The sequence below is a fragment of the Bordetella pseudohinzii genome (genome assembly GCF_000657795.2).
GTDB lineage: Bacteria > Pseudomonadota > Gammaproteobacteria > Burkholderiales > Burkholderiaceae_B > Bordetella > Bordetella pseudohinzii.
This window is the reverse complement of sequence record NZ_JHEP02000005.1, coordinates 73,176-97,888: the sequence shown is the minus strand read 5'-3', so window position 1 is coordinate 97,888 and position 24,713 is coordinate 73,176. Positions and strand designations below refer to the sequence as shown.

The 24,713-nt window shown below is 66.1% G+C and carries 15 protein-coding genes; 7 read left to right on the top strand and 8 right to left on the bottom strand.

Annotation, left to right across the window (positions count from 1 at the left end):
- Window positions 1-60: 60 nt before the first annotated feature.
- Both L540_RS08590 and L540_RS08585 read right to left on the bottom strand, forming a co-directional pair.
- Complete coding sequence (locus tag L540_RS08590) at window positions 61-2,157, bottom strand: AsmA family protein (RefSeq protein WP_082149585.1); 2,097 nt, start codon at window positions 2,155-2,157, stop codon at window positions 61-63.
- A gap of 126 nt (window positions 2,158-2,283) precedes the next feature.
- Window positions 2,284-2,886 (bottom strand): DNA-3-methyladenine glycosylase I, encoded by a 603-nt coding sequence (locus L540_RS08585; RefSeq protein WP_043215183.1) that lies wholly within the window; start codon window positions 2,884-2,886, stop codon window positions 2,284-2,286.
- Window positions 2,887-3,014: 128 nt separating this feature from the next.
- On the opposite strand from L540_RS08585, the gene L540_RS08580 reads away from it, so the two are divergent.
- The gene (locus tag L540_RS08580; RefSeq protein ID WP_043215185.1) at window positions 3,015-3,473 is read left to right on the top strand and encodes a YkgJ family cysteine cluster protein; all 459 of its coding nucleotides are present in this window, start codon (window positions 3,015-3,017) and stop codon (window positions 3,471-3,473) included.
- 6 nt (window positions 3,474-3,479) lie between these two features.
- On the opposite strand, the gene L540_RS08575 is transcribed toward L540_RS08580, so the two are convergent.
- Together L540_RS08575 and L540_RS08570 are read right to left on the bottom strand one after the other, a co-directional pair.
- Entirely contained in the window at window positions 3,480-4,052 is a 573-nt protein-coding gene (locus L540_RS08575; RefSeq protein WP_043215188.1) for a FecR domain-containing protein, read from the bottom strand.
- Between the two features lie 10 nt (window positions 4,053-4,062).
- Window positions 4,063-4,890: an AraC family transcriptional regulator gene (locus L540_RS08570; protein WP_109842446.1), complete on the bottom strand. Its 828-nt coding sequence runs from the start codon at window positions 4,888-4,890 to the stop codon at window positions 4,063-4,065.
- An 85-nt stretch (window positions 4,891-4,975) separates the two neighbouring features.
- Here L540_RS08570 and L540_RS08565 point away from each other — a divergent pair, with 85 nt between their 5' ends.
- The 6 genes from L540_RS08565 (at window position 4,976) to kdsA (ending at window position 18,487) form a co-directional block, all read left to right on the top strand.
- Window positions 4,976-5,779: a sulfite exporter TauE/SafE family protein gene (locus L540_RS08565; protein WP_231584765.1), complete on the top strand. Its 804-nt coding sequence runs from the start codon at window positions 4,976-4,978 to the stop codon at window positions 5,777-5,779.
- A gap of 120 nt (window positions 5,780-5,899) precedes the next feature.
- The gene (locus L540_RS08560) at window positions 5,900-6,487 is read left to right on the top strand and encodes a HutD/Ves family protein (RefSeq protein WP_043215193.1); all 588 of its coding nucleotides are present in this window, start codon (window positions 5,900-5,902) and stop codon (window positions 6,485-6,487) included.
- Window positions 6,484-7,863, top strand: coding sequence for a formimidoylglutamate deiminase (locus L540_RS08555; RefSeq protein ID WP_043215195.1), 1,380 nt, complete (start codon window positions 6,484-6,486; stop codon window positions 7,861-7,863). The genes L540_RS08560 and L540_RS08555 overlap by 4 nt, the downstream gene beginning before the upstream one ends.
- Before the next feature lie 751 nt (window positions 7,864-8,614).
- Window positions 8,615-16,183, top strand: a complete 7,569-nt coding sequence (locus L540_RS08550) for a type I polyketide synthase (RefSeq protein WP_043215197.1) — start codon at window positions 8,615-8,617, stop codon at window positions 16,181-16,183.
- An 81-nt stretch (window positions 16,184-16,264) separates the two neighbouring features.
- Window positions 16,265-17,620, top strand: a complete 1,356-nt coding sequence (locus tag L540_RS08545; protein ID WP_043215620.1) for an aminotransferase class I/II-fold pyridoxal phosphate-dependent enzyme — start codon at window positions 16,265-16,267, stop codon at window positions 17,618-17,620.
- An 18-nt stretch (window positions 17,621-17,638) separates the two neighbouring features.
- On the top strand, window positions 17,639-18,487 hold the full coding sequence (gene kdsA / locus L540_RS08540; RefSeq protein ID WP_043215200.1) for a 3-deoxy-8-phosphooctulonate synthase: 849 nt from the start codon (window positions 17,639-17,641) through the stop codon (window positions 18,485-18,487).
- A 10-nt stretch (window positions 18,488-18,497) separates the two neighbouring features.
- Here kdsA and L540_RS08535 read toward each other — a convergent pair whose 3' ends face one another.
- The 4 genes from L540_RS08535 to L540_RS08520 all read right to left on the bottom strand — a co-directional run bounded on the left by L540_RS08535 (window position 18,498) and on the right by L540_RS08520 (window position 24,698).
- Window positions 18,498-19,763 (bottom strand): capsule biosynthesis protein, encoded by a 1,266-nt coding sequence (locus tag L540_RS08535; protein ID WP_043215203.1) that lies wholly within the window; start codon window positions 19,761-19,763, stop codon window positions 18,498-18,500.
- Window positions 19,764-19,822: 59 nt separating this feature from the next.
- On the bottom strand, window positions 19,823-21,826 hold the full coding sequence (locus L540_RS08530) for a capsular polysaccharide biosynthesis protein (protein WP_231584763.1): 2,004 nt from the start codon (window positions 21,824-21,826) through the stop codon (window positions 19,823-19,825).
- 449 nt (window positions 21,827-22,275) lie between these two features.
- Window positions 22,276-23,658, bottom strand: a complete 1,383-nt coding sequence (locus tag L540_RS08525; RefSeq protein ID WP_231584762.1) for a glycosyltransferase — start codon at window positions 23,656-23,658, stop codon at window positions 22,276-22,278.
- Window positions 23,637-24,698: a CgeB family protein gene (locus tag L540_RS08520; RefSeq protein WP_231584761.1), complete on the bottom strand. Its 1,062-nt coding sequence runs from the start codon at window positions 24,696-24,698 to the stop codon at window positions 23,637-23,639. Before L540_RS08520 ends, L540_RS08525 begins: the two co-directional genes overlap by 22 nt.
- Between the last annotated feature and the right edge of the window lie 15 nt (window positions 24,699-24,713).

Below are 24,713 nucleotides of genomic sequence, written 5' to 3'. Positions count from 1 at the left end.
TACATAGATTTTTAGGCTTGTCCAACCGAGGTCCCAAAAGCCCGCTCCCGGGCCCGGGGCCTACTTCTTGGCCGGGGCGGCGCGGCCGGGTTGCTTCAGGCGCTGGAAGAGTTCGCCGCATTGGGTCTCCTGGGGCGAACTGGGCGCCACCAGGGCCAGCAGGCCAGCCGCCGGGGTCAGCAATACGCCCAGGGCCACGACGCCGGCGCCGCGCGCGGCCAGCGGCAGCATGTGCACGCCGGCATCGGGTTTTTTGAAGGTGCCGCGCACATAGAGGGGCGAGCGCAGCGAGAACACGCGAAAGCCCTTGCTTTCGGGCGAGATGTCCAGGTCCATGGCCTCGCTGCGGAAGTTGACCGTGCCGTCTATGGTAATGACGGCGTTGTCGGTGTCGAATACGAACAGCCGCGGGGTCATGATGCCGGACTTCATCTGGAGATCGGCCGCGCCGCAGTTGATCTTGACCTCGTCGTCGCCGAAGAGCTTGCTGACCACATAGTTGCCGACATTGAGGCCGGCGATTTCCATCAGGGCGCGGCTGATGACGCCGTCGTTGACCAGCAGCCGCGTGTCGCCGCTGGCCGAGGCCAGCAGCGCGGCCACCGAGTTGCCGCTGCCCGCAAGCGCCGCATCCCCATTGAGTTCGCCCAGGGTGCGCTGCATGGACTGGGTCTTGGGGAAGAGTTGCTTGAGTTGCAGGCGCCGCGCGCTCATGTTGACGCGCCCCGCCATGGGGGTTTTGGCGCCGTCCAGGCTGAGTTTGCCGTCCAGGCGCCCGCCCGCCATGTTGAAGCGCAGCGGATCCAGCGTGAGCAGGCCGTCCTGCAGCACCAGGCCGACGTCCAGGTCGGTCAGCGGCAGGGTGTCGCCATGGACGATGCGCCCGACCGACAGCTTGACCTCGGCGTCCATGTCGCGCCAGCGGTCGGTGCGAAAGACTTGCACCGGCAAGGCCTTGTCAGGCGGCTGGACCAGGCTTTTCTCGCCTTCGGCCTTGAGGGTCCTGGCTGTGGTGCCGCCCCCCGACTGCACGCCGATCAAGGGCCCCAGGTCGGCCATGCGCAGCAGTTTGGAAGAGAGCTGGCCGCTCAGTTTGGGCCTGGGCGCCTGCAGGGCGAAGCGGATGTCGCCGTGCAGGTCGCTGTTGCCGACCTTGCCGTTGAAGTCGCGATAGTGGAACACCGGCCCGCCCGCCTCGCGCAGCCGGGCCTGCAGATGACCGTCGGTGGCATAGGGCGGCGAGTCGGGCAGGGTCACGCCCGTCAGGGGATAGAGGTTGGCCATCGACGCGCCGGAGAGTTTCAGGCGCAGGTCGAGCGCGCCCAGTTGCAGCGGATCGGTCAGCGTGCCCACCACCGAGGCCTTGGTCGACCCCGTGCTCACATCGGCCTGCAGCGGAAAAGGCCGCGAGGCGTCGCGCAGGGCCAGCATTCCGCCGACCTTGCCCTCGCCCTGCACCGGCAGGTCTTTGTATTTGCCCTTGATCTTCCAGCCGAAGACATAGTCAGCGGGCGCGGGTTTCGGATCCCGGGCGGCGGCCGGGTCGTCCGGCGCCGCGTCCAGGGCGTCGCCGGCCAGTTCGGCGAAGGGCACGGGCTTGCCCAAGGGGTCGACCAGGATTTCGAGCTCGGCCTTCAGTTGCGCGTCCTGGTAGCCCACGCGCCCCTGGTCAAAGCCGATCTCGTTCAAATCGAGTTTCCAAGGCGAGGGCTCGCCGGTCTCGGGCATCAGGAAGACCCAGTTGGCCGTGCCATCGGCCTGGCGTTCGAGGTCGGCCGCGGGATGGGACAGCTGCACCTGGCGGATCACGACATGCCTGGCCAGCAGCGGCAGGGGCGCCAGCGTGAAGGTGGCGCGCTCCAGCGTGGCCAGGGCGGGGGCCTGGCCCCAGGGCGCGTTCGCGATCATGATGTCCGAGGCGGTGATCCGCGGCCAGGGCAGCCAGGCGCGCCAGCCGCTTTCCTGGGGCTGGCGGCCCCAGCTCACGCTCAGATCGCCCCGGATGGCAAAGGGCCGGCCGATGGCGGCCGTGACCTTGTCATTGATCGTGGGTTTGAAGCGGTTCCAGTCGAGATTGCCGACCACAACGGCGAAAACCGCCGGCAATGCCAGCAGCACCACGATGACCGCGAGGAGGATCTTGCGCCGGGTTGCCATTGTGTTTGTGCCTGGGCTCGCGCCGCGGGCAGCACCTTGCCACCGGCAGCCTCCGCTTCAGGGTAGCGCAGTCTCCGTCATGGAGAAACCCCGCCGCAGCGCGAGGATACAAAGGGCAAACAGTCGTCACGCCGCCGGGCGCTTGAACTGTTTACGCGCCTTGGCGCACAAGGCCTGGGCATAGCATTCGGCATGGTGGTCGTTGACCATGCCCACCGATTGCATGAAGGCATAGACCGTCGTCGGACCCACGAAAGACCATCCCAGTTTCTTCAGCGCCTTGGACAGGGCGATGGCCTCGGCGGTCGGCGCGCCGTCGGTCAGCGGCCGGTCGGGGCCCTCGAAACGCCAGAAAAAGGCGGCCAGCGAGCCTTCCCGTTCGCGCATCTCGCGCGCGCGCCGGGCATTGTTGATAATGGCCTCGATCTTGCCCCGATGCCTGACGATGCCGGCGTCCTGCACGAGCCGTTCCACATCGTCCGCGCCGAATCGCGCGATCTTGTCGATATCGAAGTCCGCGAAGGCGCGCCGATAGCCTTCGCGCTTGTTCAGGATGGTGCGCCAGCTCAGGCCGGATTGCATGCCCTCCAGGCAGATCTGCTCGAACAAATGCCGGTCGTCCGCGCTGGGCCGCCCCCATTCTTCGTCGTGATAGGCGCGGTAGCTGTCGGAGTCGTCGACCCAGCCGCAGCGGGGTCGGCCATCGGGAAAGTCCTGGCGAGCGGGCATGATGGTTTTTTCGGAATGCGGGACCCGGACATTTTGACGGGGTTGACGGGCCAGGGCAATCCGGCGTCCCTGCTACTATTGCGCGTCGGCGCGCCTGCCGCGCCAGGCCGACACCCACGGACCTCGCCATGACGCGACTCACCCCAGACCCCACCACCATTGTTTCCCTGGCCGACCTGGCCGGGCAGCCCGACGCCAACCCCTGCCTGAGCTGCGGCGCCTGCTGCGCGCATTTCCGGGTGTCGTTCTATTTTGGCGAGGTGGACGTCCACGGCGGCACGGTGCCCCAGGCGCTTGTCACCCAGATCAGCCCTTCGCGCGTCTGCATGCAAGGCACGGAGCACGGCGGCGGCCGCTGCGTCTCGCTGCGCGGCGAGTTGGGCCAGCCCGGCATCCACTGCGACATCTACGAAAACCGCTCCACGCCCTGCCGGGAATTCGACATGTGGCAAGCCGACGGCAGCCCCAACCCGGATTGCCAGCGCCTGCGCGCGCGGCTGGGCCTGGCGCCGCTGGGTCCGCGTCCGGATGCGGAAAACGACCCCCAGGGCCCGTCCACGCCTTCGGACCAGCCCCGGGCCGCCTAGGCGGCGCTAGCGCCAATCTCCCACGCTGGCCGGGTCGATCTGGCTGACTTCGTGGCGCATCTGTTTCAGGTCCACCACCACCGCCTGCCCGGCCGACAGTTCGACAAACTCGCGCGGACCGGCCGATTGCGTGCGCACCTTGACCTGGCCCTGCTTGACGCGCACGGCCAGGCGCTCGCCGTCCAGCTGGACATCGAACAGCGTGTCCGGCGTGGCCATGGCCGAGGCCAGCACATTGACTTCGTTGACGCCCATGCGCACATTGAGATTGGTGCGGAACTTATACACCACGCGGAAATACACCTGCCCGTGGGCCAGGTTCACATCGCGGCGGCGCGCATAGACGCCCACGCTCAGTTCGGTGCCGCCGCCGGCGATGATTTCGCTGCCGTCCTCGAGCCGGATTTCGCGCGATTGCCCCTGGGGCGTATCGACCTGGGCGCTGAATTGCGGGCTGCTTTCCCGCAGCACCCAGTTGACCGTGAAGGCCAGCGCCAGCCCGAGCGAGATCAAGACCAGCACGATAGCCAGGAGATGCTTGCGCCAGAAAGGGCGGAGATCGGCTTGGGACGCGGACATAGGGCGGAACTCAGGCAAAGGACTCGATGCGCGGATTATAGGAAGCCTGGCGCGCCTTGCCCCGCGACAAAGGGACGCGGGCCAGCGCGGAAGGCGGGCATCCCAGCGCCCGGCGCACCATGGTGGAAAACGCCGCCGGGCTGTCATAGCCCAGGTCCAGCGCCACGGTCGTGACCGCCACGCCGCGCGCCAGTTCGGCCAAGGCCTGGCCCAGGCAGGCGCGCTGGCGCCATTGCGCGAAAGACATGCCCGTGGCGCGGCGGAAACGCCGCAGCAAGGTGCGCTCGCTCAGGTTCAGGCGCTGGGCCCACAAGGCCGGGCGCTCATCGATGCGCGGGGCGCGCATAAAGGCCAGACAGGCCGCGTCCAGCTCGGGATCGTGCTGCGGCAAGGGGATGTGCAGGGGCAGGCTGGCCGCGCGCGCCACCTCGTGCAAGAGCAGGCCCACGAGGGCGCCGTCGCGGCCCTGCTCGTCGTAATGCAAGGGCATGTCCACCGCTTCCAGCAGCAGATGACGCAACAGATCGCTGACCTCCAGCACCTCGCACTCCGTCGAGCGGCGCGGCGCGCGGGCCGGCTCGATATAGACGCTGCGCGTGCTGACGCCCAGCATGCGCACCCGGTGCGCCACGCCGGCGGGTATCCAGAGCGCCTGTCCGCTGGGCACCACCCATGCGCCCTGCCCGGCCGCCACCTGCATGAGCCCGGTGGCGCCATAAAGCAGTTGCGCGCGCCGATGGCGATGCCAGTCCAGCAATTGGCCCCGCGGATAATCGGTGCCGATGGCCAGCACCGGCCGGTCCGCATCCTCGATCTCGGTGATGGCGATATTGCGCATGGCGGAAAGTCGAATGGATATGGCAGAAATTCGAATGTACGCCAGGACGGCCGCGGGTATCGTCCTTGGCAAGACAGGAGAGCGCATGTCCTTTTATTTGATTCTGGCGTTTTTCGGCGTGCTGGCGGGCGTGACCACCCTGCTGTTCGGCTTTGGCGGCGGCTTTGTCGTCGTGCCCCTGCTGTACCAGGGCCTGCTCGCCACGCACGGCCCCGGCAGCGCCGAGGCGGCATCGGCCATGCATATCGCCATCGCGACGTCCACCTGCGTCATGATGGCCTCGGCCGGCCTGGCCACGCGCAGGCGGGCGCATCTGCTGCACTGGTCCTGGATATGGCCGCTGGCGGGCTATATCGGCCTGGGCGCCGTGTTCGGCGCGTCCCTGGCCGTATTGGCCAGCGGCGCCGTGCTGCGCGGGGCCTTTCTGGCCTATCTCGGCATCACCATCGCCGACTGCCTGCTGCGCAAAGGGTTTCTGGACGGCGCCCCGGCCCGGCCCCTGGGCGCCGGCGCCACGGCAGGCGCCGGCATCGTCATAGGCGCGATCGCGACCTTTCTAGGCGTGGGCGGCAGCGTCATGACCGTCCCCCTGATGCGCCGGCGCGGCCTGGACATGGCCGCGGCCAGCGCCATGGCCAATCCGCTCAGCCTGCCGGTGGCCGTCGTGGGCACGCTGACCTATATCCTGCTGGCCTGGCGCACAGGCGCCCCGGCGGCCCCCTGGCGCGCCGGCTATGTGGATCTGCGAGCCTTTATCGTGCTCACCCTGAGCGCCTATGCCGGGATCCGGCTGTCCGCCCCGCTGGCCGGCCGGATCCCGGATCGCCTGCACGCCCGGATCTATATCGGCCTGCTGGCGCTCGTCTTTGTCGTAATGGCGCTACGCTAAGGGCCTGGCCGTTCCCGGAAACTGGGAACAGCCCGTCCAGCCGGCCATGCCTTCCCCTGGGCGGGCCCGGGTCTGCCTATCATTGGGCCGTCCCCCTCTTTTTTTCATGGCAGTCCCAGCATGACGCTTCAATTCTTTGACACGGCCGCCGTGGCGGCCACGCCCTGGCGCAACGGCGGCGGCACCACGCGCGAACTCGCCTGCTTTCCGGCCGGCGCCGCGATGGACAGCTTCGCCTGGCGCGTCAGCATCGCCGATATCCGCGCCGCCGGTCCTTTCTCCGCCTTTCCGGGCATCGACCGCATCATCACGCTGCTCGATGGCGACGGCGTGCGTCTTCACACCGGCGATGGTCGCATCGACCACAGGCTCGACACCCCGCTGGCGCCTTTCGCCTTTCCCGGCGAGGCGGACATCCACGCCGCGCTGATCGGCGGCGACACGCGCGACTTCAATGTGATGACGCGCCGCCAGGACTGGCAGGCGCAGGTGGACATCCTGCGCGGGGCCTCGACCCTGCCGGCCAGCGACGGCGGCCTGCTCTATGTCAGCCGCGGCAGCTGGACGGTCGACGGCGCCCATGCGCTGGCCGCCGGCCAAGGGGGATACTGGACGACGGCCGCCGGATCCATGGCGCTTGCCCCGGCCGGCCCCGAAGCCGCGCTGATCGCGGTGCGCCTGTCGCGCCGCGCGGGAGCGCCGGCATGAACGCGATTTTTGCCGAACATGCGCTCCTGCCCGAAGGCTGGGCCCGCGATGTGCGCCTGCAGTGGGACGGCGCAGGCCGCCTGACCTCGGTGCAGGCGAACAGCCTGGCCGGCGACACGCCGCGCGCCGACGGCCCGCTGCTGCCCGCCATGCCGAATCTGCATTCACATGCCTTCCAGCGCGCCCTGGCCGGCCTGACCGAATATCGCGGCCAGGCTCGCGACAGCTTCTGGAGCTGGCGCACCCTGATGTACCAGTTCGCCAACCGGCTGGATCCCCAATCCCTGCAGGACATCGCGACCTGGCTCTACATCGAGATGCTGCAGGCCGGCTACGGCAGCACCTGTGAATTCCACTATGTGCATCATGATGCCGACGGCCGCCCCTATGCCGACGACGCCACGCTCAGCCTGGCGCTCCTGGAAGCGGCGAGGCGCACCGGCATGCGGCTGACGCTGCTGCCCGTGCTTTACCAGACGGCCGGCTTCGGCGGCCAGCCGCCCAATGACGGCCAGCGCCGCTTCATCCGCGGCACCGACAATATGCTGCGCCTGCTGGAGCGCCTCAAGCCGCTTTGCGATGCCCAGGGCGCCGTGCTCGGGCTGGCGCCGCACTCGCTGCGCGCCGTGCCGCCGGACAGCCTGGGCGAAGCCCTGGCCGGGCTGGACGCTATCGCGCCCGGCGCCCCCGTCCATATCCACATCGCCGAACAGACCAAGGAAGTCGAGGATTGCCTGGCCTGGAGCGGCCAACGCCCGGTCCAGTGGCTGCTGGATCACATGCCCGTCGATGCCCGTTGGTGCCTGGTGCATGCCACCCACCTGGACGCGGCGGAAATCCGCCGCGGCGCGGCCAGCGGCGCCGTGGCCGGCCTGTGCCCCACCACCGAAGCCAATCTCGGCGATGGCATCTTCCCCTTTGCCGCCTGGCGCGATGCCGGCGGAGCCTGGGGCCTGGGGTCGGACAGCCACATCTGCGTAGACGCGGCCGAAGAAATCCTGATGCTGGAATACAGCCAGCGCCTGGCCAGCCGCGAACGCAATATCGGCGCCCTGCCCGCTTCCCCGCAAGTGGCCCAGGCCTTGATGCAACAGGCCCTGGACGGCGGCGCGCAAGCCAGCGGCCGGCCAGGCAGCGCCCAATTGCGCGTGGGCGGCCTGGCGGACTTTTTCACGCTAAATACGGACCTGCCGGCCTTGGCCGGCCTGTCGCCCGAGCAGATGCTGGCCTCGCACGTCTTTGCCGCCAGCCGCGCCGGCACGCTGCGATCCGCCTGGATAGGCGGACGGCAATATGTCGAAAATGGCCGCCATCCCCTGGCCGCCGAGGCCGCCCCGGCCTTTATCGCCGCTCGCCGGGCGCTGCTCGCGTCCTGAGCCCCACGGCGTCTGGCCATTTCTTGTGGTCAGACGCCCTCCAAGCATTCAAAGAAAATAAAAATTGTGAAATTTGAGTGCGTTTGGAAACAATTGGTGCCTCTTTTTCACTGGCCGTAGCCCCTGAAACCGGGCCGCCCCGGATACGCTGGCTTCGCTGTAGGGTAAGTGAAAGGTAAACCTCCAATTGGTGCCGATACTTATCCACATCGGCCTATCCGAATTTAGACATGACGAGACAAACCGCGATCCAGGACACTCTCTCCAAGCAACATCTTGCGTAATCCGAATCCAAACGGAATAAACCCTGGCAACGTTTGAAGCACCCTGGCCGGGCTCCCTACGCATAATGCAGTAAACTCCTGCGGATGTGACGAGTCATGCTGAACCTTCGTCTTGGCGCAATACCAGTGATGTTCCGGCCGCAAACCGGATCGGTAGGGCTTCAGCCAACACAATATGAACCAACAAACTGCGTCTGGCGCGGCGGCCGTTCTCGCCTCGCGCCGGCAGCGGGCCCCTTGGTCTTCACGCCGGGCTTATTGCCCAGGCCGGCCCGCTCATCGAGCTCCCAGGCCAGCGTTTTGAGGCAGAGTCCATCGCCTCGACGCTGCCCGCGCAGACTCAACGCCGATGCCCCCGCGGCGGGCCATCGCGCGTGCGTATTCTCCCAATTCGTAGTTGCTCCAGGAACCGTCTGGCGGGACATCCGCGCGATCGGTCCAGCATTCTGGGGCAGGAAGGACAGTAAATGGCAAAGCGCGTAGCGATCATCGGTCTGGCATTCCGCTTCCCGGGAACCAGCACGGAACAATATTGGTCCGACCTGCTCGATGGCAAAGATTTGATCACCCAGGTCGACCCTGGCCGCTGGTCGACGGACGCCTATCTGCACCCAGACAAGGAACAGCCAGGCACCGCTTATACCCATGCCGCCGGCTCCCTGGGCGACATCTCCGGGTTTGACGCCGACTTTTTCGGGATTTCGCCGCGCGAGGCCACGCTCATGGACCCGCAGCAGCGCTTGCTGCTGGAAATGAGCTGGGAGGCCATGGAAGACGCTGGTATCAGGCCGTCCCAGCTGCGCGGCAGCGATTGCGGCGTATACATCGGGATTTCCAGCGCCGACTATGCCTATCGCATGTCGGAAGACCTCAATGTGGTCGACGCCTCGACCGCCACCGGAAATACCTCCAGCATCGCCGCCAATCGCCTGTCCTACTTTTTCGACTTGCGCGGCCCCAGCATTGCCCTGGACACGGCATGCTCCTCCTCGCTGGTGGCTTTCCACCAGGCTTGCCGCGCGATCCAAAGCGGCGAATGCAGCCACGCGCTGGCCGGCGGCATCAGCCTGCACCTGCACCCCTACGGCTTCATTACCTTCTCCAAGGCCTCGATGCTGTCGCGCGAGGGCCGCTGCAATGTCTTTGACGCCTCGGGCGATGGCTATGTCCGCTCCGAAGGCGGCGGCGTCTTTGTCCTGAAGGACTATGAGCGGGCGGTCGCCGACGGCGACCGTATCCTGGCCGTGGTCGCGGGCAGCGCCGTCAACACCGACGGCCGGAAATCGGGGCTGACGGTGCCCAACGCCGACGCGCAGATCGAGCTGATGCGCGGCGCCTATCAACAAGCCGGCATCGCACCCGCCGACCTCGACTATCTCGAGGCCCACGGCACCGGCACGGCGGTCGGAGACCCGATCGAGACCCGGGCCATCGGCGCGGCCCTGGGCAAGCGCAGACCGGCCACGCAGCCCCTGCCCATCGGTTCGGTCAAGAGCAACCTGGGCCACCTGGAGCCGGCCTCCGGCGTGGCGGGCCTGGTCAAGGCCATCTACTCGCTCACGCATCGCACGGTGCCGGCCACGATAGGCGTGCGCCAGCTCAATCCGAACATCGACTTCAAAGACTGGAACATCGAGGTCGTCACGCAGAACCGGCCTCTCAAGCCCAAGGGCAAGCTGACCATAGGCGTCAACTCCTTCGGCTTTGGCGGGTCCAATGCGCACGTCATCCTGGAAAGCCCCCCCGCCGTCGCCGAGACGGCGGCGACCAAGCTTGTCAAGAATGCGCCCGTCCCGCTGGTTGTCAGCGGCAAGACCCAGGATGCGCTGCGCGCGGCCGCGGCCGCCATGGCGCAGCGCCTGCGCGCCGACGCCGGCCGCCCCCTCTACGATATTGCCTATCATGCGGCCCAGCGCCGCGACTGGCACGAAGAGCGCGCGCTGGTCTTCGCCAGCGACAAGCAACGCGCCGCGGCGGACCTGCAATCGCTGGCCGACGGCGGCGCGTCCAAGTACCGCGTATCGACGGGCAGCGCGGTCAAGGACGCCAAGGGACCGGTCTTTGTCTACTCCGGCAATGGCTCGCAATGGGCGGGTATGGGTCAGCGCCTGATGACCGACCCGGTATTCGCCGCCGCCGTGCATGAAGTTGACGCCCTCTTCTCGGAGTACTCCGACTTTTCCCCGGCGGCCGAACTCAGTAATAGCGACGGCAATGACCGCTATGACCGCACGGAAATCGCGCAACCCACGCTCTTCGCGCTGCAGGTCGGCATCACCCGCATGCTGGCGCAACGCGGCGTCGTACCCGTGGCGACCATGGGCCACAGCGTGGGCGAAGTCGCGGCCGTGTGGGCTTGCGGCGCGCTATCGCTGCCCGAAGCCGTCAAAGTCATCTACCATCGCAGCCGCCTGCAGGGCCTGACCAAGGGCAAGGGAAAGATGACGGCGGTCGGCATCAACGCCGACGAGACCGAAGCCCTGATCGCCGAACTGAAACTGGATCAGGGCCTGGCGCTGGCCGGCGCCAACAGCCATCGCGGCGCCACCGTCGCCGGCGATCCGGCCATGCTCGATACGCTCGAAGCCGTACTGGCCGAACGCAGCATTTTTCATCGCCGCCTGAATCTGGATTACGCCTTCCACAGCCAGGCCATGGACGGCATCGAGCACGGCATACGCCAATCGTTGGGCGACATCAGCCCGCGCGATGCCAACCTCCCCTTCTATTCCACGGTCAGCGGCCAGCGCGAGTCCGGCCGCAAACTGGATGCGGGCTATTGGTGGCGCAACGTGCGCCTGCCGGTGCGCTTTGAGACCGCCAGCGCCCAGGCCATCGCCGACGGCTTCAATGTCTTCGTGGAAATCGGCCCCCACCCCGTGCTGCGCGGCTATCTCAAGGATGCGCTCGGCACCGCGGATATGGCGGGCAGCATTTTCATCACGGCCTCGCGCGGCGGCGATGATCCCGAGAAAATCCATGACGTTGCCGGCCAGGTCATTCTCAGCGGCGCATCGGTCGACTGGCAGGCGCTCTTTCCCTGGAAGGGCGAGCACATCACGCTGCCCGCCTACCCTTGGCAGCGCGAAAAATACTGGCATGACACGTCTTCGGAATCGCCCGGCCTGCTGATGCGCCAGCGGGTGCATCCCTTGCTGGGCTATGCCTTGGCCCAGCACGACGGTGTGTGGGAAAACCGCATCGACGCGCAACAGTTCCCGGCGCTGGCCGACCATGTGGTGGGAGACGCCACGGTCTTCCCCGGCACCGGCTTTGCGGAGCTGGCGCTGGCCGCCGCGCGGCAATGGCTGCCCGGCGAGTTCGCCGATATCGAAGAACTGGAAATCCGCGCACCGCTGATTCTGTCGGGCACCAAACGGGTGCGCGTCATCCTGGACAAGCACGACGGCCGGCTGCGTATCGAAGGCCGCGACCAGAATAGCCCGGATCCCTGGACCTTGCACGCCACGGCCCGCATCCTGCAGGAAACCGGCAGCGTGCCGCTGCGCGGCGACGCGGTCTTGAGCCTGCCCGCCCGCGATCCGGATTTCGTCGAAGCCGACCACCATCAGCTGACACGGCTGGTGGGCCTGCAATACGGGCCGGCTTTCCGGGCCATCTCCCACGGCTGGCTCGAAAGCGCCGGAAGCGTGCTTGCGGTTTTTCAGCCTGAGCAGACCCAGGACGGCTCGCTGGACGATACGCTGCTGCACCCGGCCCTGCTGGACTGCGGATTCCAGCTCATCATCCAGCTGCTAAAGGATGACGGCGCCATAGGACAAGGCATGGCCTTCGTGCCGGCCAAGATCGGCCGGCTCACGCTGCAGGCCGCCCAAGGCCAGGCAAAGTTTGTCCGCGCCCGCCTGCGTCGCCGCTCGCCGCACTCGCTGACGGCGGATTTCGATCTTTTCAACGCCGAAGGCAAGCGGATCGCCAGCGTGCAAGAAGCGCGTTTCCGCAGCATCCGCCTGCGCAAGGCGGCGGGCGAGCACCTGGACTTCGTGGATTGCGTGCTCACGCCGCGCCCGCATCCGCTTGCGCCGCTGCCGGCCAGCCCCATCCCTGCCGATACCTTGGCTCGGGAGCTGCGCCGGCTGGCCCAGCCCCCCCAGGAAGCCAACAACGACCGCTACACCCAGGAAGTCGATCCTCTGCTGGAAAGCCTCTGCGACCGCCAGGCGGTCGAGGCCCTGCGCAACCAGGCCTCCGGCGGCCATACCTTGTCCGCCGCCATGGTCGAGCGCAGGCAGCGCCGGCATCCCGCCGCCGCCGCGCTGTTCGAGCACATGCTCAACCGCGCCATCGCCGCGGGCGCCGCGCAACCCTCGCCGACCGGCTGGACGCTCGCTCCCGACGAAGAAGGGCAGCCCGACGCCGCCGACATCTGGAACAGCCTGCTGCGCGAGTATCCGGATTATTTCCCCGCGATCTATGCCGCGGGCCGTGTCGGCCTGCATCTGCCGCAATTGCTGCGGGGCGCCATCGATATCGAACAAGTCTTGCCCCAAATCGCCTCGCCGACGGCCATCAGCCGCCTCGTGCTGGGCGCCGAACGCGGCCAAAGGCTGGCCGGCGTCGTGGCGCAGGCCCTGCGCCGCGCGCGCTGCGAACCCGGACAACGCCTGTCCATGCTGGAAATCGCCCAGGATGCGCCCATCTTCGGGCCGGCCTGCTGCGCCGTGCTGGATTTCAATATCGCCGACTACCGCTTCGCTTCGCCCGACAGCCAGACTGTCGAGGACGTGCGCCACACGCACCTGGACAGCTACCCCGATGCCAGCGCCGAACTGATCGGTGAAGACGGCCTGCCCGGCGACGAGCAACGCTACGACCTGGTCGTGCTGCACTGCGAATTCGACACGCTGGAGGCCGCCCGGCAGGCGCTGGGCTATGCGCGAGCCTGCCTCAAACCCGATGGCAAGCTGCTGCTGCGCGGCATGCACCCTGCGCAATGGATGGATTTCGTGTTCGGCGGACGCGCCTCCTGGTGGCATGCCGACGGCACCCCCCTGCCCCAGGCCGGGTATTGGATGCAATGCCTGCAGGAGCTCGGCCTGGCCTGCGAGCCGCTTATCGAATTTTCGCCGGGCAGCCAGTCGGGCCCCTATCTGATCGTGGCCAGCGCCGCCCAGGCCCAGCCGCAGGCGCCGGCCGGGGAAATCCGCAAGCAGTTGCTGCTGGCCGGCTCGACCGGCGCGGGCGCGGCCCTGGCGCAGACCCTGGACGAGCAATTGCGGGCGGCGGGGCAGCAAAGCACGCTGGTCAAGGGCGTCGACCCCGCCCGCGTGGAAGCCCTCATCAAGGAAGCCCGCCTCCAACATGGACAGCTGCACGACATCGTGCTGCTCGACGGCTGGAGTGAGGACGAGCCGGCCAAGGACGGCGCCTTCGACAGGCAAGTGCGCCGCTGCGCGCTGGCCGCGGCGGTGATCCAGGCCTGCGAACACACGGACACTTCGGCCACCGTATGGATCGTCACCCGCAATGCCGGCGTCTCCATGGGCGGCGGCGATGCGCAAAGCGCCGCCATCGCCGACGCTGCCCTCTGGGGCTATGGCCGGACGCTGGCCAACGAAGCCTCCAACTACCGGGTCCGGCTGGTCGACCTGCCGGGCGGCCCCAAGACGGTGCCGGCCCTGCTGCGCGAAATCCTCCACCCCGATGCCGAAGACGAAGTCCTGATCGGCGCGGACGGCGAACGCTATGCGCCGCGCCTGCGCCAGGTCGACCGGCCGGCGCCGACGGCGGAAGTCCGCGAGGCCACGCAGGCCTGCCGGCTGGGTTTCGATTTCCCGGGCCAGCTGCGCAATCTGCGTTGGGAAAGCTACGACGCGCCCGAGCCGGCGGACGACCAGATCGAAGTGCGCATCCATGCCACGGGCCTGAATTTCCGCGACGTCATGTATGCCTTGGGCCTGCTGTCGGATGAGGCCATCGAACAAGGCTTCGCCGGCCCGACGCTGGGCCTGGAATTCGCCGGCGAGGTCACCCGGGTCGGTTCGTCCGTCACCGAATACCGCCGCGGCGATCAAGTGGTGGGCTTCGGCCCCGCCAGCTTTGGCGATCGCGTCTTGACGCGCGCCAGCGCCATCGCGCCGATTCCGAACGGCATTTCGTTCGAGGCGGCCTCCACCATCCCGAGCACCTTCTTCACGGTCTATTACGCGCTGCATCATCTCGCGCGCCTCGAGGAAGGCGAGAAAATCCTTATCCATGGCGCGGCCGGCGGCGTCGGAATCGCCGCCATCCAGTATGCGCAGTGGGTCGGCGCCGACATCTACGCCACCGCGGGCTCGGAAGAAAAGCGGGACTTCCTGCGCATGATGGGCGTGACCAAGGTCTACGACTCCCGCTCGCTGTCCTATGCCGATGAAATCCTCGCCGACACGGGCGGCATCGGCATGGACGTGGTGCTGAACTCCCTGGCGGGCGAAGCCATCAACCGCAACCTGCAGGTCCTGCGGCCTTTCGGCCGCTTCCTGGAGCTGGGCAAGCGGGATTTCTACGAAAACACGCGCATCGGGCTGCGCCCCTTCCGCAACAACATCAGCTATTTCGGCATCGACGCCGACCAGTTGATGAGCGAACGCCCGGATCTGACGCGGCGCCTGTTCGGCGAAATGATGCAGCTGTTTGCCGAGGGCGCCCTGCACCCCCTGCCCTACACCGTATTCGACGCCAACGAAGTCGTCGATGCTTTCCGTTATATGCAGCAGGCGCGCCAGATCGGCAAGATCGTCGTCACCTATCGCAACGGCCTGCGCCATCCGCACCAGGCCCGAACGGCCGAGGCCCGCCACCTGGCCCTGCCCGGCGATGCCAGCTATCTGGTGACCGGCGGCCTGGGCGGATTCGGCCTGCGCACCGCGCAATGGCTGGCGGAAAAGGGCGCGCGCAACCTGGTGCTGATCAGCCGCGGCGGCCCGGCCAGCGAGGAAGCTCGCGCCGGCATCGCCGCGCTGACCGCAAGCGGCGTGCGCGTCCATGCCGCGGCCTGCGACGTCACGGACGCCCAGGCCATGGAGCAATTGCTGGCCGACGTGGCCCGCGACATGCCGCCTTTGCGTGGCATCGTGCATGCCGCGGTCGTCATCGAAGACGGTCTGGCCCGCAACGCCTCGGCGCAGCAGATTGCCTCGACCATGGCCGCCAAGGTCAAGGGCGCCTACCATCTGCACGCGCTGACCCGCGGGCTGCCGCTGGATTTCTGCGTGTATTACTCCTCGGCGACCACGCTGTTCGGCAACCCGGGCCAGAGCAACTACGTCGCGGCCAATATGTGGCTGGAGGCGCTGGCCGCCCACCGCCGGGCCCAGGGCCTGCCCGCCACCTGCGTGCGCTGGGGCGCCATCGATGATGTGGGCTTTCTTGCCCGCAACGAGAAGGTCAAGGATGCCCTGCAAAGCCGCATGGGCGGCAGCGCGACCCCCTCGGCGGTCGCGCTCGACGCCCTGGAAAGCCTGCTGCTGACCCAGAGCAGTGGCCTGGGCGTGCTCGAACTGGACTGGAAATCCCTGGCCCGCTTCCTGCCCAGCTCGGACGCGCCCAAGTTCAGCGCCCTGGCCCGGCAAGGCGCCGACGGCGCCAGCGACGACGACCAAGGCCTGGACATCGCCTATCTGCTGGCCACGCAGGACGACACCGCCCTGCAGCACATCTTCGGCGACATGCTCAAGACCGAGATCGGCGAGATCCTGCGCGTATCTGCCGACAAGATCGATCCAGAGCGCTCCATCTATGACATGGGCCTGGATTCGCTGATGGGCGTCGAACTGATCGTGGCGCTGGAAAACCGTTTTGGCATCCGCCTGCCCGTCATGGCGCTGTCGGAAAGCCCGACGGTCAACAAGCTGGCGGCTCGCCTGATCGAGCTGCTGCGCGGCGACCAGCAATCGAATCCGCAGGATGCCTTGTCCTCCACCATAGGAAAATTGGTGTCGGATCATGCGGCCGAACTGTCGGAATCCACGATCACGGAGTTCGTTGACGAGATCAAGAACGGCGATGCCGCCACGCCAAAGCGTATGATTCCGTAACAGCCACGCAGGCCCCCCTCCCCGAAGCCGGTCGCCGTACCGGCATTCGGGGTTTTCGACTTGCCGGACAACGCAATCATCGTGATAAAACCCAAACTCCCCGGTCTGGCAGCCGGTCTGAAAGACAAGCTCATCCAGCAAGCGCTGGAACGCAAACTACGCCAGGCCACCTCGGCGCCCAGCGCCGCGCCTTCCGCCCGCCCCGCCGGCGCCCGCGTGGTCATCCCCGAAGAGTTCTACCGGTTTCACCTGCACCCGAGCTACAAGCAGCTGCGCATTCTCAACGACGGCGCGGCCCGGCTGGGCCTGCAGAACCCCTTTTTCAAGCTGCACGAAGGCGCCGCGAGCGACCACACACGCATAGGCGGCAAGACCTACATCAATTACTCCAGCTACAACTACCTGGGCATGTCGGGCGACCCCGAGGTGAACGCGGCGGCCAAGGAGGCGATCGACCGCTATGGCACCTCGGTGTCGGCCAGCCGCCTGGTCTCCGGCGAGCGGCCCATCCATCGCGAACTGGAGCTGGAGATCGCCCGCCTGTACGGCGTGGACGACGCCGTCACCTTCGTGAGCGGCCACGCCACCAATGTGTCGACCATCGGCCATTTGTTCGGCCCGCGCGACCTGGTGCTGCACGACGAACTGATCCACAACAGCGTGCTGCAGGGCATACAGCTCTCCGGCGCGCGGCGGCTGCCCTTCCCGCACAACGACTGGAGCACGCTGGACAACCTGCTCGATGAACAGCGGCATCAGTTCGAGCGTGTGCTCATCGTGCTGGAAGGCATCTACAGCATGGACGGCGACTATCCCGATCTGCCGCGCTTTGTCGAAATCAAGCGACGCCACCGCTGCTTTCTCATGGTCGACGAGGCGCATTCGCTCGGCGTCATGGGCGCGCGCGGCCACGGCATCCGCGAGCATTTCGGTCTGGATGGCAGCGACGTCGATATCTGGATGGGCACCCTCAGCAAGACGCTGGCCGGCTGCGGCGGCTATATCGCCGGCGAAACCGCGCTGGTCGAGCACCTGAAATTTCTCGCGCCCGGCTTTCTCTACAGCGTCGGCATGCCGCCTTCCGTCGCGGCGGCCTCGCTGGCGGCGCTCAAGCGCATGCAGCAAGTGCCCGAACGGGTTCAGGCCCTGCAAGCCCGTGGCCGCTTCTTCCTGGAGCGCGCCCGCGCGGCGGGCATAGACACCGGCACCAGCCAGGGACTGGCAGTCATCCCCGCCATCATCGGCAGCTCGCTGAAGGCCACCCGCCTGTCGGCCCTGATGTTCGACCACGGCATCAACGTCCAGCCCATTCTCTACCCCGCCGTGCCCGAGCGATCAGCCAGGCTGCGGTTTTTCATTTCGTGCTCGCATACGGAGGCGCAGATCCAGCAAACCGTGGATCAGCTCTCCCAACTCCTGCGCACGGCCAATCGTTAACACAGCGGAATCGCGACCATGCAATCCATCTCGATCTCCCCCGGCGTCCAATGCGCCAACGACCGCCCCTTCGTGCTGTTCGGCGGCATCAATGTGCTTGAATCCGAAGAGCTGGCGCTGCGCTCCTGCGCCGAGTACGTGCGCGTGACCGCCAAGCTCGGCATCCCCTATGTCTTCAAGGCCAGCTTCGACAAGGCCAACCGTTCCTCCATCCACTCCTATCGCGGGCCCGGCCTGGAAGCAGGCATGCGCATCTTCGAGAAAGTGAAACAGGAATTCGGCGTGCCCATCATCACCGACGTGCACGAACCCTGGCAGGCCCCTATCGTGGCCCAGGCGGCGGATGTCCTGCAATTGCCGGCCTTCCTGGCCCGCCAGACCGACCTGGTCGTCGCGCTGGCCAAGACCGGCAAGGTCGTCAACATCAAGAAGCCGCAGTTCCTGAGTCCCTCGCAGATGGTGCACATCGCCGAGAAATTCCGCGAAGCGGGCAATGAGCAGATCATCCTCTGCGACCGCGGCACCTGCTTCGGCTACGACAACCTGGTGGTCGACATGCTGGGCTTTGATGTCATGAAACAGACCACGGGCGGCCTGCCCGTCATCTTTGACGTCACCCATGCGCTGCAGCAGCGTGATCCGGGCGGCGCGGCGTCCGGAGGACGGCGCCAGCAAAGCGCCCAGCTCGCGCGCTCGGCCATGGCCCTGGGCCTGGCCGGCCTCTTCCTGGAAGCCCACCCCAACCCGGCCCAGGCGCTGTGCGATGGCCCCAGCGCGCTGCCGCTGGCCCAACTCGAGCCTTATCTGGCGCAGATCAAGGCCATCGACGACCTGGTCAAGAAGCTGCCGCCCCTGGTCATCGAGTAAGCCGGACCGCTCAAGCGCTGGCCAGCGCCGCCTGGCGCTCCAGCGCCCCCAGCACCGGATCCAGCCTGGCCCAAGGCTGCGACAGCCTGGGCAGGGCGTTCTCCACCGCCATATCTATGCCGCGCCGGCAATAAAAGCCGCCATTGATCTGGGTGGCATGGATGACCACGTTGCGGAAAGCATGGAACAGCGCCTCGTCGGGCGGGCAGTGTTCAGTCCAGAAGCGGTCCAGCCCACGCTGAAAAGTCAGCCCCGGCAAGGCATAGATGGCCGGCGCCAGGGCAATCGTCGGGCAACCGTGGATCAGCGAAGAGCCGCCCACGGTGCTGTTGACCGTCACCACCCCGGCCGCATGCGACAGCAAGGTGGGCAGATGCCCGCTCTCCAGATAATGCACCCGACCCTGCAAGCCGTATTCGGCCGCCAGACGCCGGGTCTGCACCTGATAGTCGACGAATCCCGGGTCCAGGGGATGGTTCTTGATCACCAGGGCCGTCCGCGCCGGCGCGTGCCGCGCGAAAGAACGCATGACATGGCCCAGGGCATGACGCATATCCTCAAACGGCGAATGCCACCGGATCTGGGCATCGGTGCCCAGTTGCAGGGGAAATAGAAAAAACGGCTGCCGCCCGCTGGCCGCCACCACCTTGGCGATGGTCCGCGCATCGGCCGGGCCGCGCCGTTGGACGCGCCAGCCGCGCCGCGCATAGCTGAGGTACTCCGCCAGCGGATTATGCGGCACATGGCTGCGATAGCCCGGATACAACAGGGGCGTCAAACCCGCCCAGAAGTTGTAGCCCACATCATAGGCCGCCCGCCGCCAGAAGGGTGACGCAAAAGGCTGGCCGTTGCCGTAGCTGGGCACTTTGCGGGCCGCCTCCCGGTACCACTGGGGATCGCGCGGCAGCGAAGAATGCGCATTCACGCCCCCCTGCTCCATCGTCACCCAATAGGGCCGGAAATACCCCTCATCGAACACATGGACGCGCACGCCCTGGCTGCGCGCCTGCATGACGGCGGGGCGATGCACCGGACGGCAGTCGCCGAACAACATGACGTCGGTGATGCCCCGGCTGGCGTACAGATCGGCATAGAAAGCCGGCAGCGCCTCCATCCCCGACCGGTAGGCCAGCGCCCCGCCCGCCTGCCAATACACCGCGTCGCCCACGGTGAAATTCACCTTGACGACCTCATGCCCCAAGGCGCGCAGGCGCGCTCCCATACGCGAAAAAAAAGGCGAGCACACACCTTGCAGAAATAAAAATGAACGCTTCATCGACTGGCCTGTCCCGCGCACGCCCCGCGGCGCGAGCTCCTTTTATGTGTGGCGACGGCTTAACCCTGCAGACGGAAATCGCCCGTCAGGTACATGCGCACTTTCCTGAGCAGCCGACGCGCCGGCCGGGGCGGCGCTGGCAGGCGCTCGCGCGCCCGCGCGAGCTGGCCGATGGCCGACTCGCAGCGCGTGTATCCCTGGAAAGTCCAATCCCAATACAGCGGGTAGTACAAGAGCGCGCCGGCCACCAGCTCATCGAGCTGCAGGCGGCGCTCTCGGCGCGGCAAAGGCTGGCGGTCCTCGGTCAATCCCCAGCCGGCGTAGAACGGCGCGCCATAGACCGTGACGCGCTTGCCGCGCAGCAAGGCCTCGAAACCCGACAAGGAAGTCATGGTGTGCACCGCGTCCGCCGCCTCGATGCAGCTCACGACCGAGCAGCGGGTCTCCACCCTGTCCGCCCACTGCGCGGCCTCCTCCAGGCGGACCCGCCCGGCGCGGTTCTTCACCATTACGTCGGGATGCGGCTTGTAGACGATGTAGGCCCGCGGCTCGGCCAGCCTGGCTTCGCGCAACAAGTCCAGATTCGTGGCGACCGTCGTGCAGCCCGACAGAATGGACGCATCGTCCTCGACCTGGCCCGGCACCAGGACGACCTTGCGTCCGCCGCCATCCCAGTCCGGCGCCTGGCGCGGCTCGACGTTGTACTTGGTGAGCCCCTGGCTCACGATGGCCTGGCGCACCCCGCGGGCGCGCGCGCGATCGTCGTCGCTGAAAACGCGCGTATTCAGCAAGCTCTCCAGCGCCGAAGGCCGGCGCGGATCGAAGTACAGGCCTTGCTCATCCAGCACCAGCGACAATGGCGGCACGAAATCCGAACCCAGGCCGACCGAGCGCAAAAAGCCGTCTTCCATGCGCACCAGGCGAGCCGAACTGCGGCGGGCCAGCGTAGCCAGCTCCGGCGCGGGGTTGGCGCCCCAGACGATCAGCCTGTCCTGCGGCCCCGGCTGCAGGGCGCGGGCCTCGCCGGCATTGCGCACAAAGCGCACCCGGGAAGCATCCAGGCCCAGCAAAGGCCGCACGTTGGCGGCTTTCCAGCGCCTGAAACCCACGGCGATGCTGCGCCCCCGCTCGCGAGCCGCCTGCTCGCGCTGCCGCGCCAGCCACTCGATCACATCGAAGATCGTGCCGCGCTCATGCGTGTGCGGATTGAGATAGCGCGTGTAGTCGAAATAGGCCGCGGCGAACAGCTCTTCCACACTGCGCGACCGCCCACGCGGCGGCGCGGGGCGCCTGTCGTCGGTCACTCCCCAACCGGAATACCAGGGCGTGCCAAAGCAGGTCACCGGTTTACCGGCCAACAGCGCCTCGAAACCCATGTGCGACGACACCACGTACACACGCTCGACCAGCGGCATCAAGCTAAGCGGATTGAAATCCTCGCGCAGCACGGTGACATCCGCATCGATCGCGCCCAGATAACCCGCCTTGCGCCCGCCGCTGACCTCGGGATGCGTCTTGACGTAGATATGTGAACCGGGATTCTCCCGGATCGCGGCGCGCAGCATCGCCTCGAAGACTTCGGGCGATCCCCCGGCCAGCCGCACGCCCATGTCCCCGCGCGTCTGGTCTACCACCAGCACGGCGGGCCGCCCATGGTCCAGGCAACCGGCCGGCGCGTCCGGCGCATGGTTGTATTTGCTGAGCCCATGCGCCAATATCAGCTCCCGCGCGCGGCGCACCTCGTCCTTGCGGCCCGCCAGCAGATCGCGGTCGGAAGCCAGCATCAGCGCGAGCGCGCCGGGGCGCGACGCATCGTAGTAAATGCCCTCCAGATCCACCACCATGGACAGGGGCGGCATCTTCGGGCCCGGCGCATAAGAACGCAGAAACCCGTCTTCCAGGGCCAGAAAAGGCAGGCCATGGCGCAGCGCGCAGCTGCGCGCCTGGCGCGTGCTCGGGCGCATTCCCCAGCCCGCGATCGCGCTCAGGCCCGCGACCGGCGTGCGTCGGTCACAGGCCTGCACAGGCTGGCCCAGAAAGGCATCCAGATAAGGGATGCGCAATATACCTTTGGAGAAAACACCAATCATTGGCCACAGCGGCGCAAGCGGTGTCGTCGGCTACGGACCCGGCTCCGGCCACATGGCGGAGTCATGTTCGTCAGCGCCGCGCGCCCGCCAGCGCAGAAATGAGGAGGCCCATGATAGGAGGCCGCCCCCGGCCATAAGCTGACGTTTTTTTTCAGATGTCTTCAAACACTACAGCTATTGCTGGATTCGCGGAGATCCACGCATAGACATACTTGGGCTACCGCAGCACATCGACCCTCACCATGTGCTGCATACGTTACCGGCCTTGTTACGTCCGCAAGGCTGGAATATGAGCACTCAGCGCGATGCGGGGCGGTGGCTTTCACGCCACGTCCAATACAAGACCATGCCGAATCCCACGCAAGCCGTCAGATTGATCGGGACCAGCAAGTAATTGTGCTCGCAGATGGCCAGCACCATCGTCAGCAGCGAATAGCAGAAGGTGAATAACTCCCCCGCCACAAGGAGCTGATTGATGCGGGGAGCGCGCTGCCTCCCCCCCCTTTGGGAGTGCGGTGAAATTCCCCGTAGACGCCGAACATGGCTCGAATCCCGCCGGCAAAGTAATACCAGGCCATGGGGAGGAACATGGCTACATAGAGATAATTGTCCCAGAGCGTGCGTGCCACGCTGGGCTTACGATCCAGCCCGGCTCCTTTGCGTGCGCCGAATGCATTGTCGAGAGACCAGATCGTCACCAGCCCAAAGAACAGCAACACACCCCAATAGAACACTTCCTGGTCAAAATTGACCAAGTAATTGAGTGGCAGACTCAGCAAAACCAAAACGTAGATGGCTGCCAACAGCACCGATGAGAACATCATGGATAGCGCATGCATCCGCTTCAGCGCTGACATGGGCTGGCGAAACATCTGCCGCACATGCTTGAAGCCGCTATGTATCAGCCCCCGCCCCCAACGCTCGCGCTGGACGCGAAAAGCGCTTATGGTCTCCGGAAGAATGGACATGGAAACGACGTCTCGCAAATAGGCGTACTTCCAATTTACGAACTGCGCTCTATAGCCCAGATCCACGTCTTCCGTGACCGTACTCGCGTTCCACCCTCCCAACTCCTCCACACATTTTCGCCGCCAGACACACGAGCTGCCACTCAGAGAAGCCATATCTCCGTCGGCGCTCAGTCCCACCGTCACGTATTGCTGGTGCCCCATCTCCATGGCCTGGAAGCGCGTGAGGAACGACACATCACGGTTTTCATAACCTATCCCCGTCTGCAAGAATCCCAACTGAGAGTCTTGAAAACAAGGAACCGTCCTTAAGAGAAAGTCTCCGGGCGGCACGAAGTCGGCATCGAAAATAGCGAAAAATTCGCCCGTCGAGAGCTGCATGCCATGCGTCAGGTTTCCCGCCTTGAAGCCTGTCCTCTCTGCCCGCCGGATGAGACGGATATTGATCCCCTGCGCCATATGGGCCGCAACCCGTGCCTGGGCCAGCTCTGACGTCTTATCGGATGAATCATCCAACACCAATATCTCCAGCCTGTCGCTGGGATAGCGCAGGCCGCAAGCGGCGTCGATCAAGCGCTCGACCACAGCCGACTCATTGCAGACAGGCAGCAACACCGTCACCGGGCGCAGACTGGACTCATCCGGAGGCTCCAGGACATCACGAACGAATTCCGTCAACTTTCGGCGCTCAACCCTGCGCGAAATCAACAGCAGGCGCAACTCCAGCACGACATACACGCCGAAATAGACCACCACCAACAGAAACACGGCCTGTGCGAGATAGGAGATAAAGGCCAGGGCCATCGCGTACCGGGTCAGAGTTTCACGATGGCGCACACATCTTCCAAGCGATGCGCCCATGTGTGATGATCGCGGACATAGGCCGCGCCGGCCGCGGCCCGCTCCAGGTCCTCTTGCGCGGGCCCATGCCGCAGGCGCGCGAAGAGTTCGCCGGCCTCCTCAGAGGTTCTGACGACGTGACAATAGTCCCCAAAATAGCGATCTACGGCCAAACTTGGGTTCGTCACGGCAATCCCGCCGCAGGCCAGGATCTCCAGCAAGCGGCGCGAACACATCGTATCGGAGGTCGTGACGGAATTCACATTGAGCGAAAGCGCATGCGATTTGTAGACAGCCGCTGTCTCCCTATGGGCCACCCGCCCGTGGATCCGCAGCTGTGCATGCCGCGGGAACCTGAACTCGAACAAACGAGACAGACGATCATGATTGCGGTCATAGATATTGAGATGCAAATCCGCTTGGCGGCATGCGTCAAAGACCATGTCCAAGAAACGCCGACGCTCGTTCAGGATGCGGCGGTAGTAGCTCCCCGTAAAGCATGCTTCATTCCGCTTGAAATCGAACCCCGTGAAATTGTGGAATGCCGGCTGATAGGGCATGATCAGCGTATTGACGGGCACGTGGGTGGGCACATGCTGGCGGTAACGGTCGATGCACTCCCTGTCGGTGGTGAACACATAATCGAACACCTTGGCAGTATCGATAAAAGCGTCGAAAAACGCGCCGTCGTCCTTGTTCCAGAACACCGTCGGTATGCCCTTGGATCGGGCCCGCTCCACCAGGCGAAAGATCGCGGTCGGGCGGCTCACACGCATCCATCTTGCTTGCTTGGCTAGCTCGTACCGCCAACTGCCATCCACCCCATGGAATGCGGACTCCACAAAAACCAGGTCTGGCTTCCAAAGATCAATGACCTCCCGATAGTTGCCGGGCGTCATATGCCTGATGCGGCAATCCATAGAGAGGCAATCCGCAGTGAAATAGTCAGACACAAGCGCGACCTTAAGACGCCCGAACTTGCCAGGGCGCTCTTGATCCTCCTGTACCGCGGGGTACTGGTAAACCAGCGCGCCCAACTTTCTTATCGCCTC

Coding starts and splice junctions, on each gene's coding strand:
- L540_RS08590 (WP_082149585.1), bottom strand. CDS start 2,157: ATGGCAACCCGGCGCAAGATCCTCCTCGCGGTCATCGTGGTGCTGCTG.
- L540_RS08550 (WP_043215197.1), top strand. CDS start 8,615: ATGGCAAAGCGCGTAGCGATCATCGGTCTGGCATTCCGCTTCCCGGGA.
- L540_RS08575 (WP_043215188.1), bottom strand. CDS start 4,052: ATGTCCGCGTCCCAAGCCGATCTCCGCCCTTTCTGGCGCAAGCATCTC.
- L540_RS08585 (WP_043215183.1), bottom strand. CDS start 2,886: ATGCCCGCTCGCCAGGACTTTCCCGATGGCCGACCCCGCTGCGGCTGG.
- L540_RS08560 (WP_043215193.1), top strand. CDS start 5,900: ATGACGCTTCAATTCTTTGACACGGCCGCCGTGGCGGCCACGCCCTGG.
- L540_RS08565 (WP_231584765.1), top strand. CDS start 4,976: ATGTCCTTTTATTTGATTCTGGCGTTTTTCGGCGTGCTGGCGGGCGTG.
- L540_RS08555 (WP_043215195.1), top strand. CDS start 6,484: ATGAACGCGATTTTTGCCGAACATGCGCTCCTGCCCGAAGGCTGGGCC.
- L540_RS08535 (WP_043215203.1), bottom strand. CDS start 19,763: ATGAAGCGTTCATTTTTATTTCTGCAAGGTGTGTGCTCGCCTTTTTTT.
- L540_RS08570 (WP_109842446.1), bottom strand. CDS start 4,890: ATGCGCAATATCGCCATCACCGAGATCGAGGATGCGGACCGGCCGGTG.
- kdsA (WP_043215200.1), top strand. CDS start 17,639: ATGCAATCCATCTCGATCTCCCCCGGCGTCCAATGCGCCAACGACCGC.
- L540_RS08580 (WP_043215185.1), top strand. CDS start 3,015: ATGACGCGACTCACCCCAGACCCCACCACCATTGTTTCCCTGGCCGAC.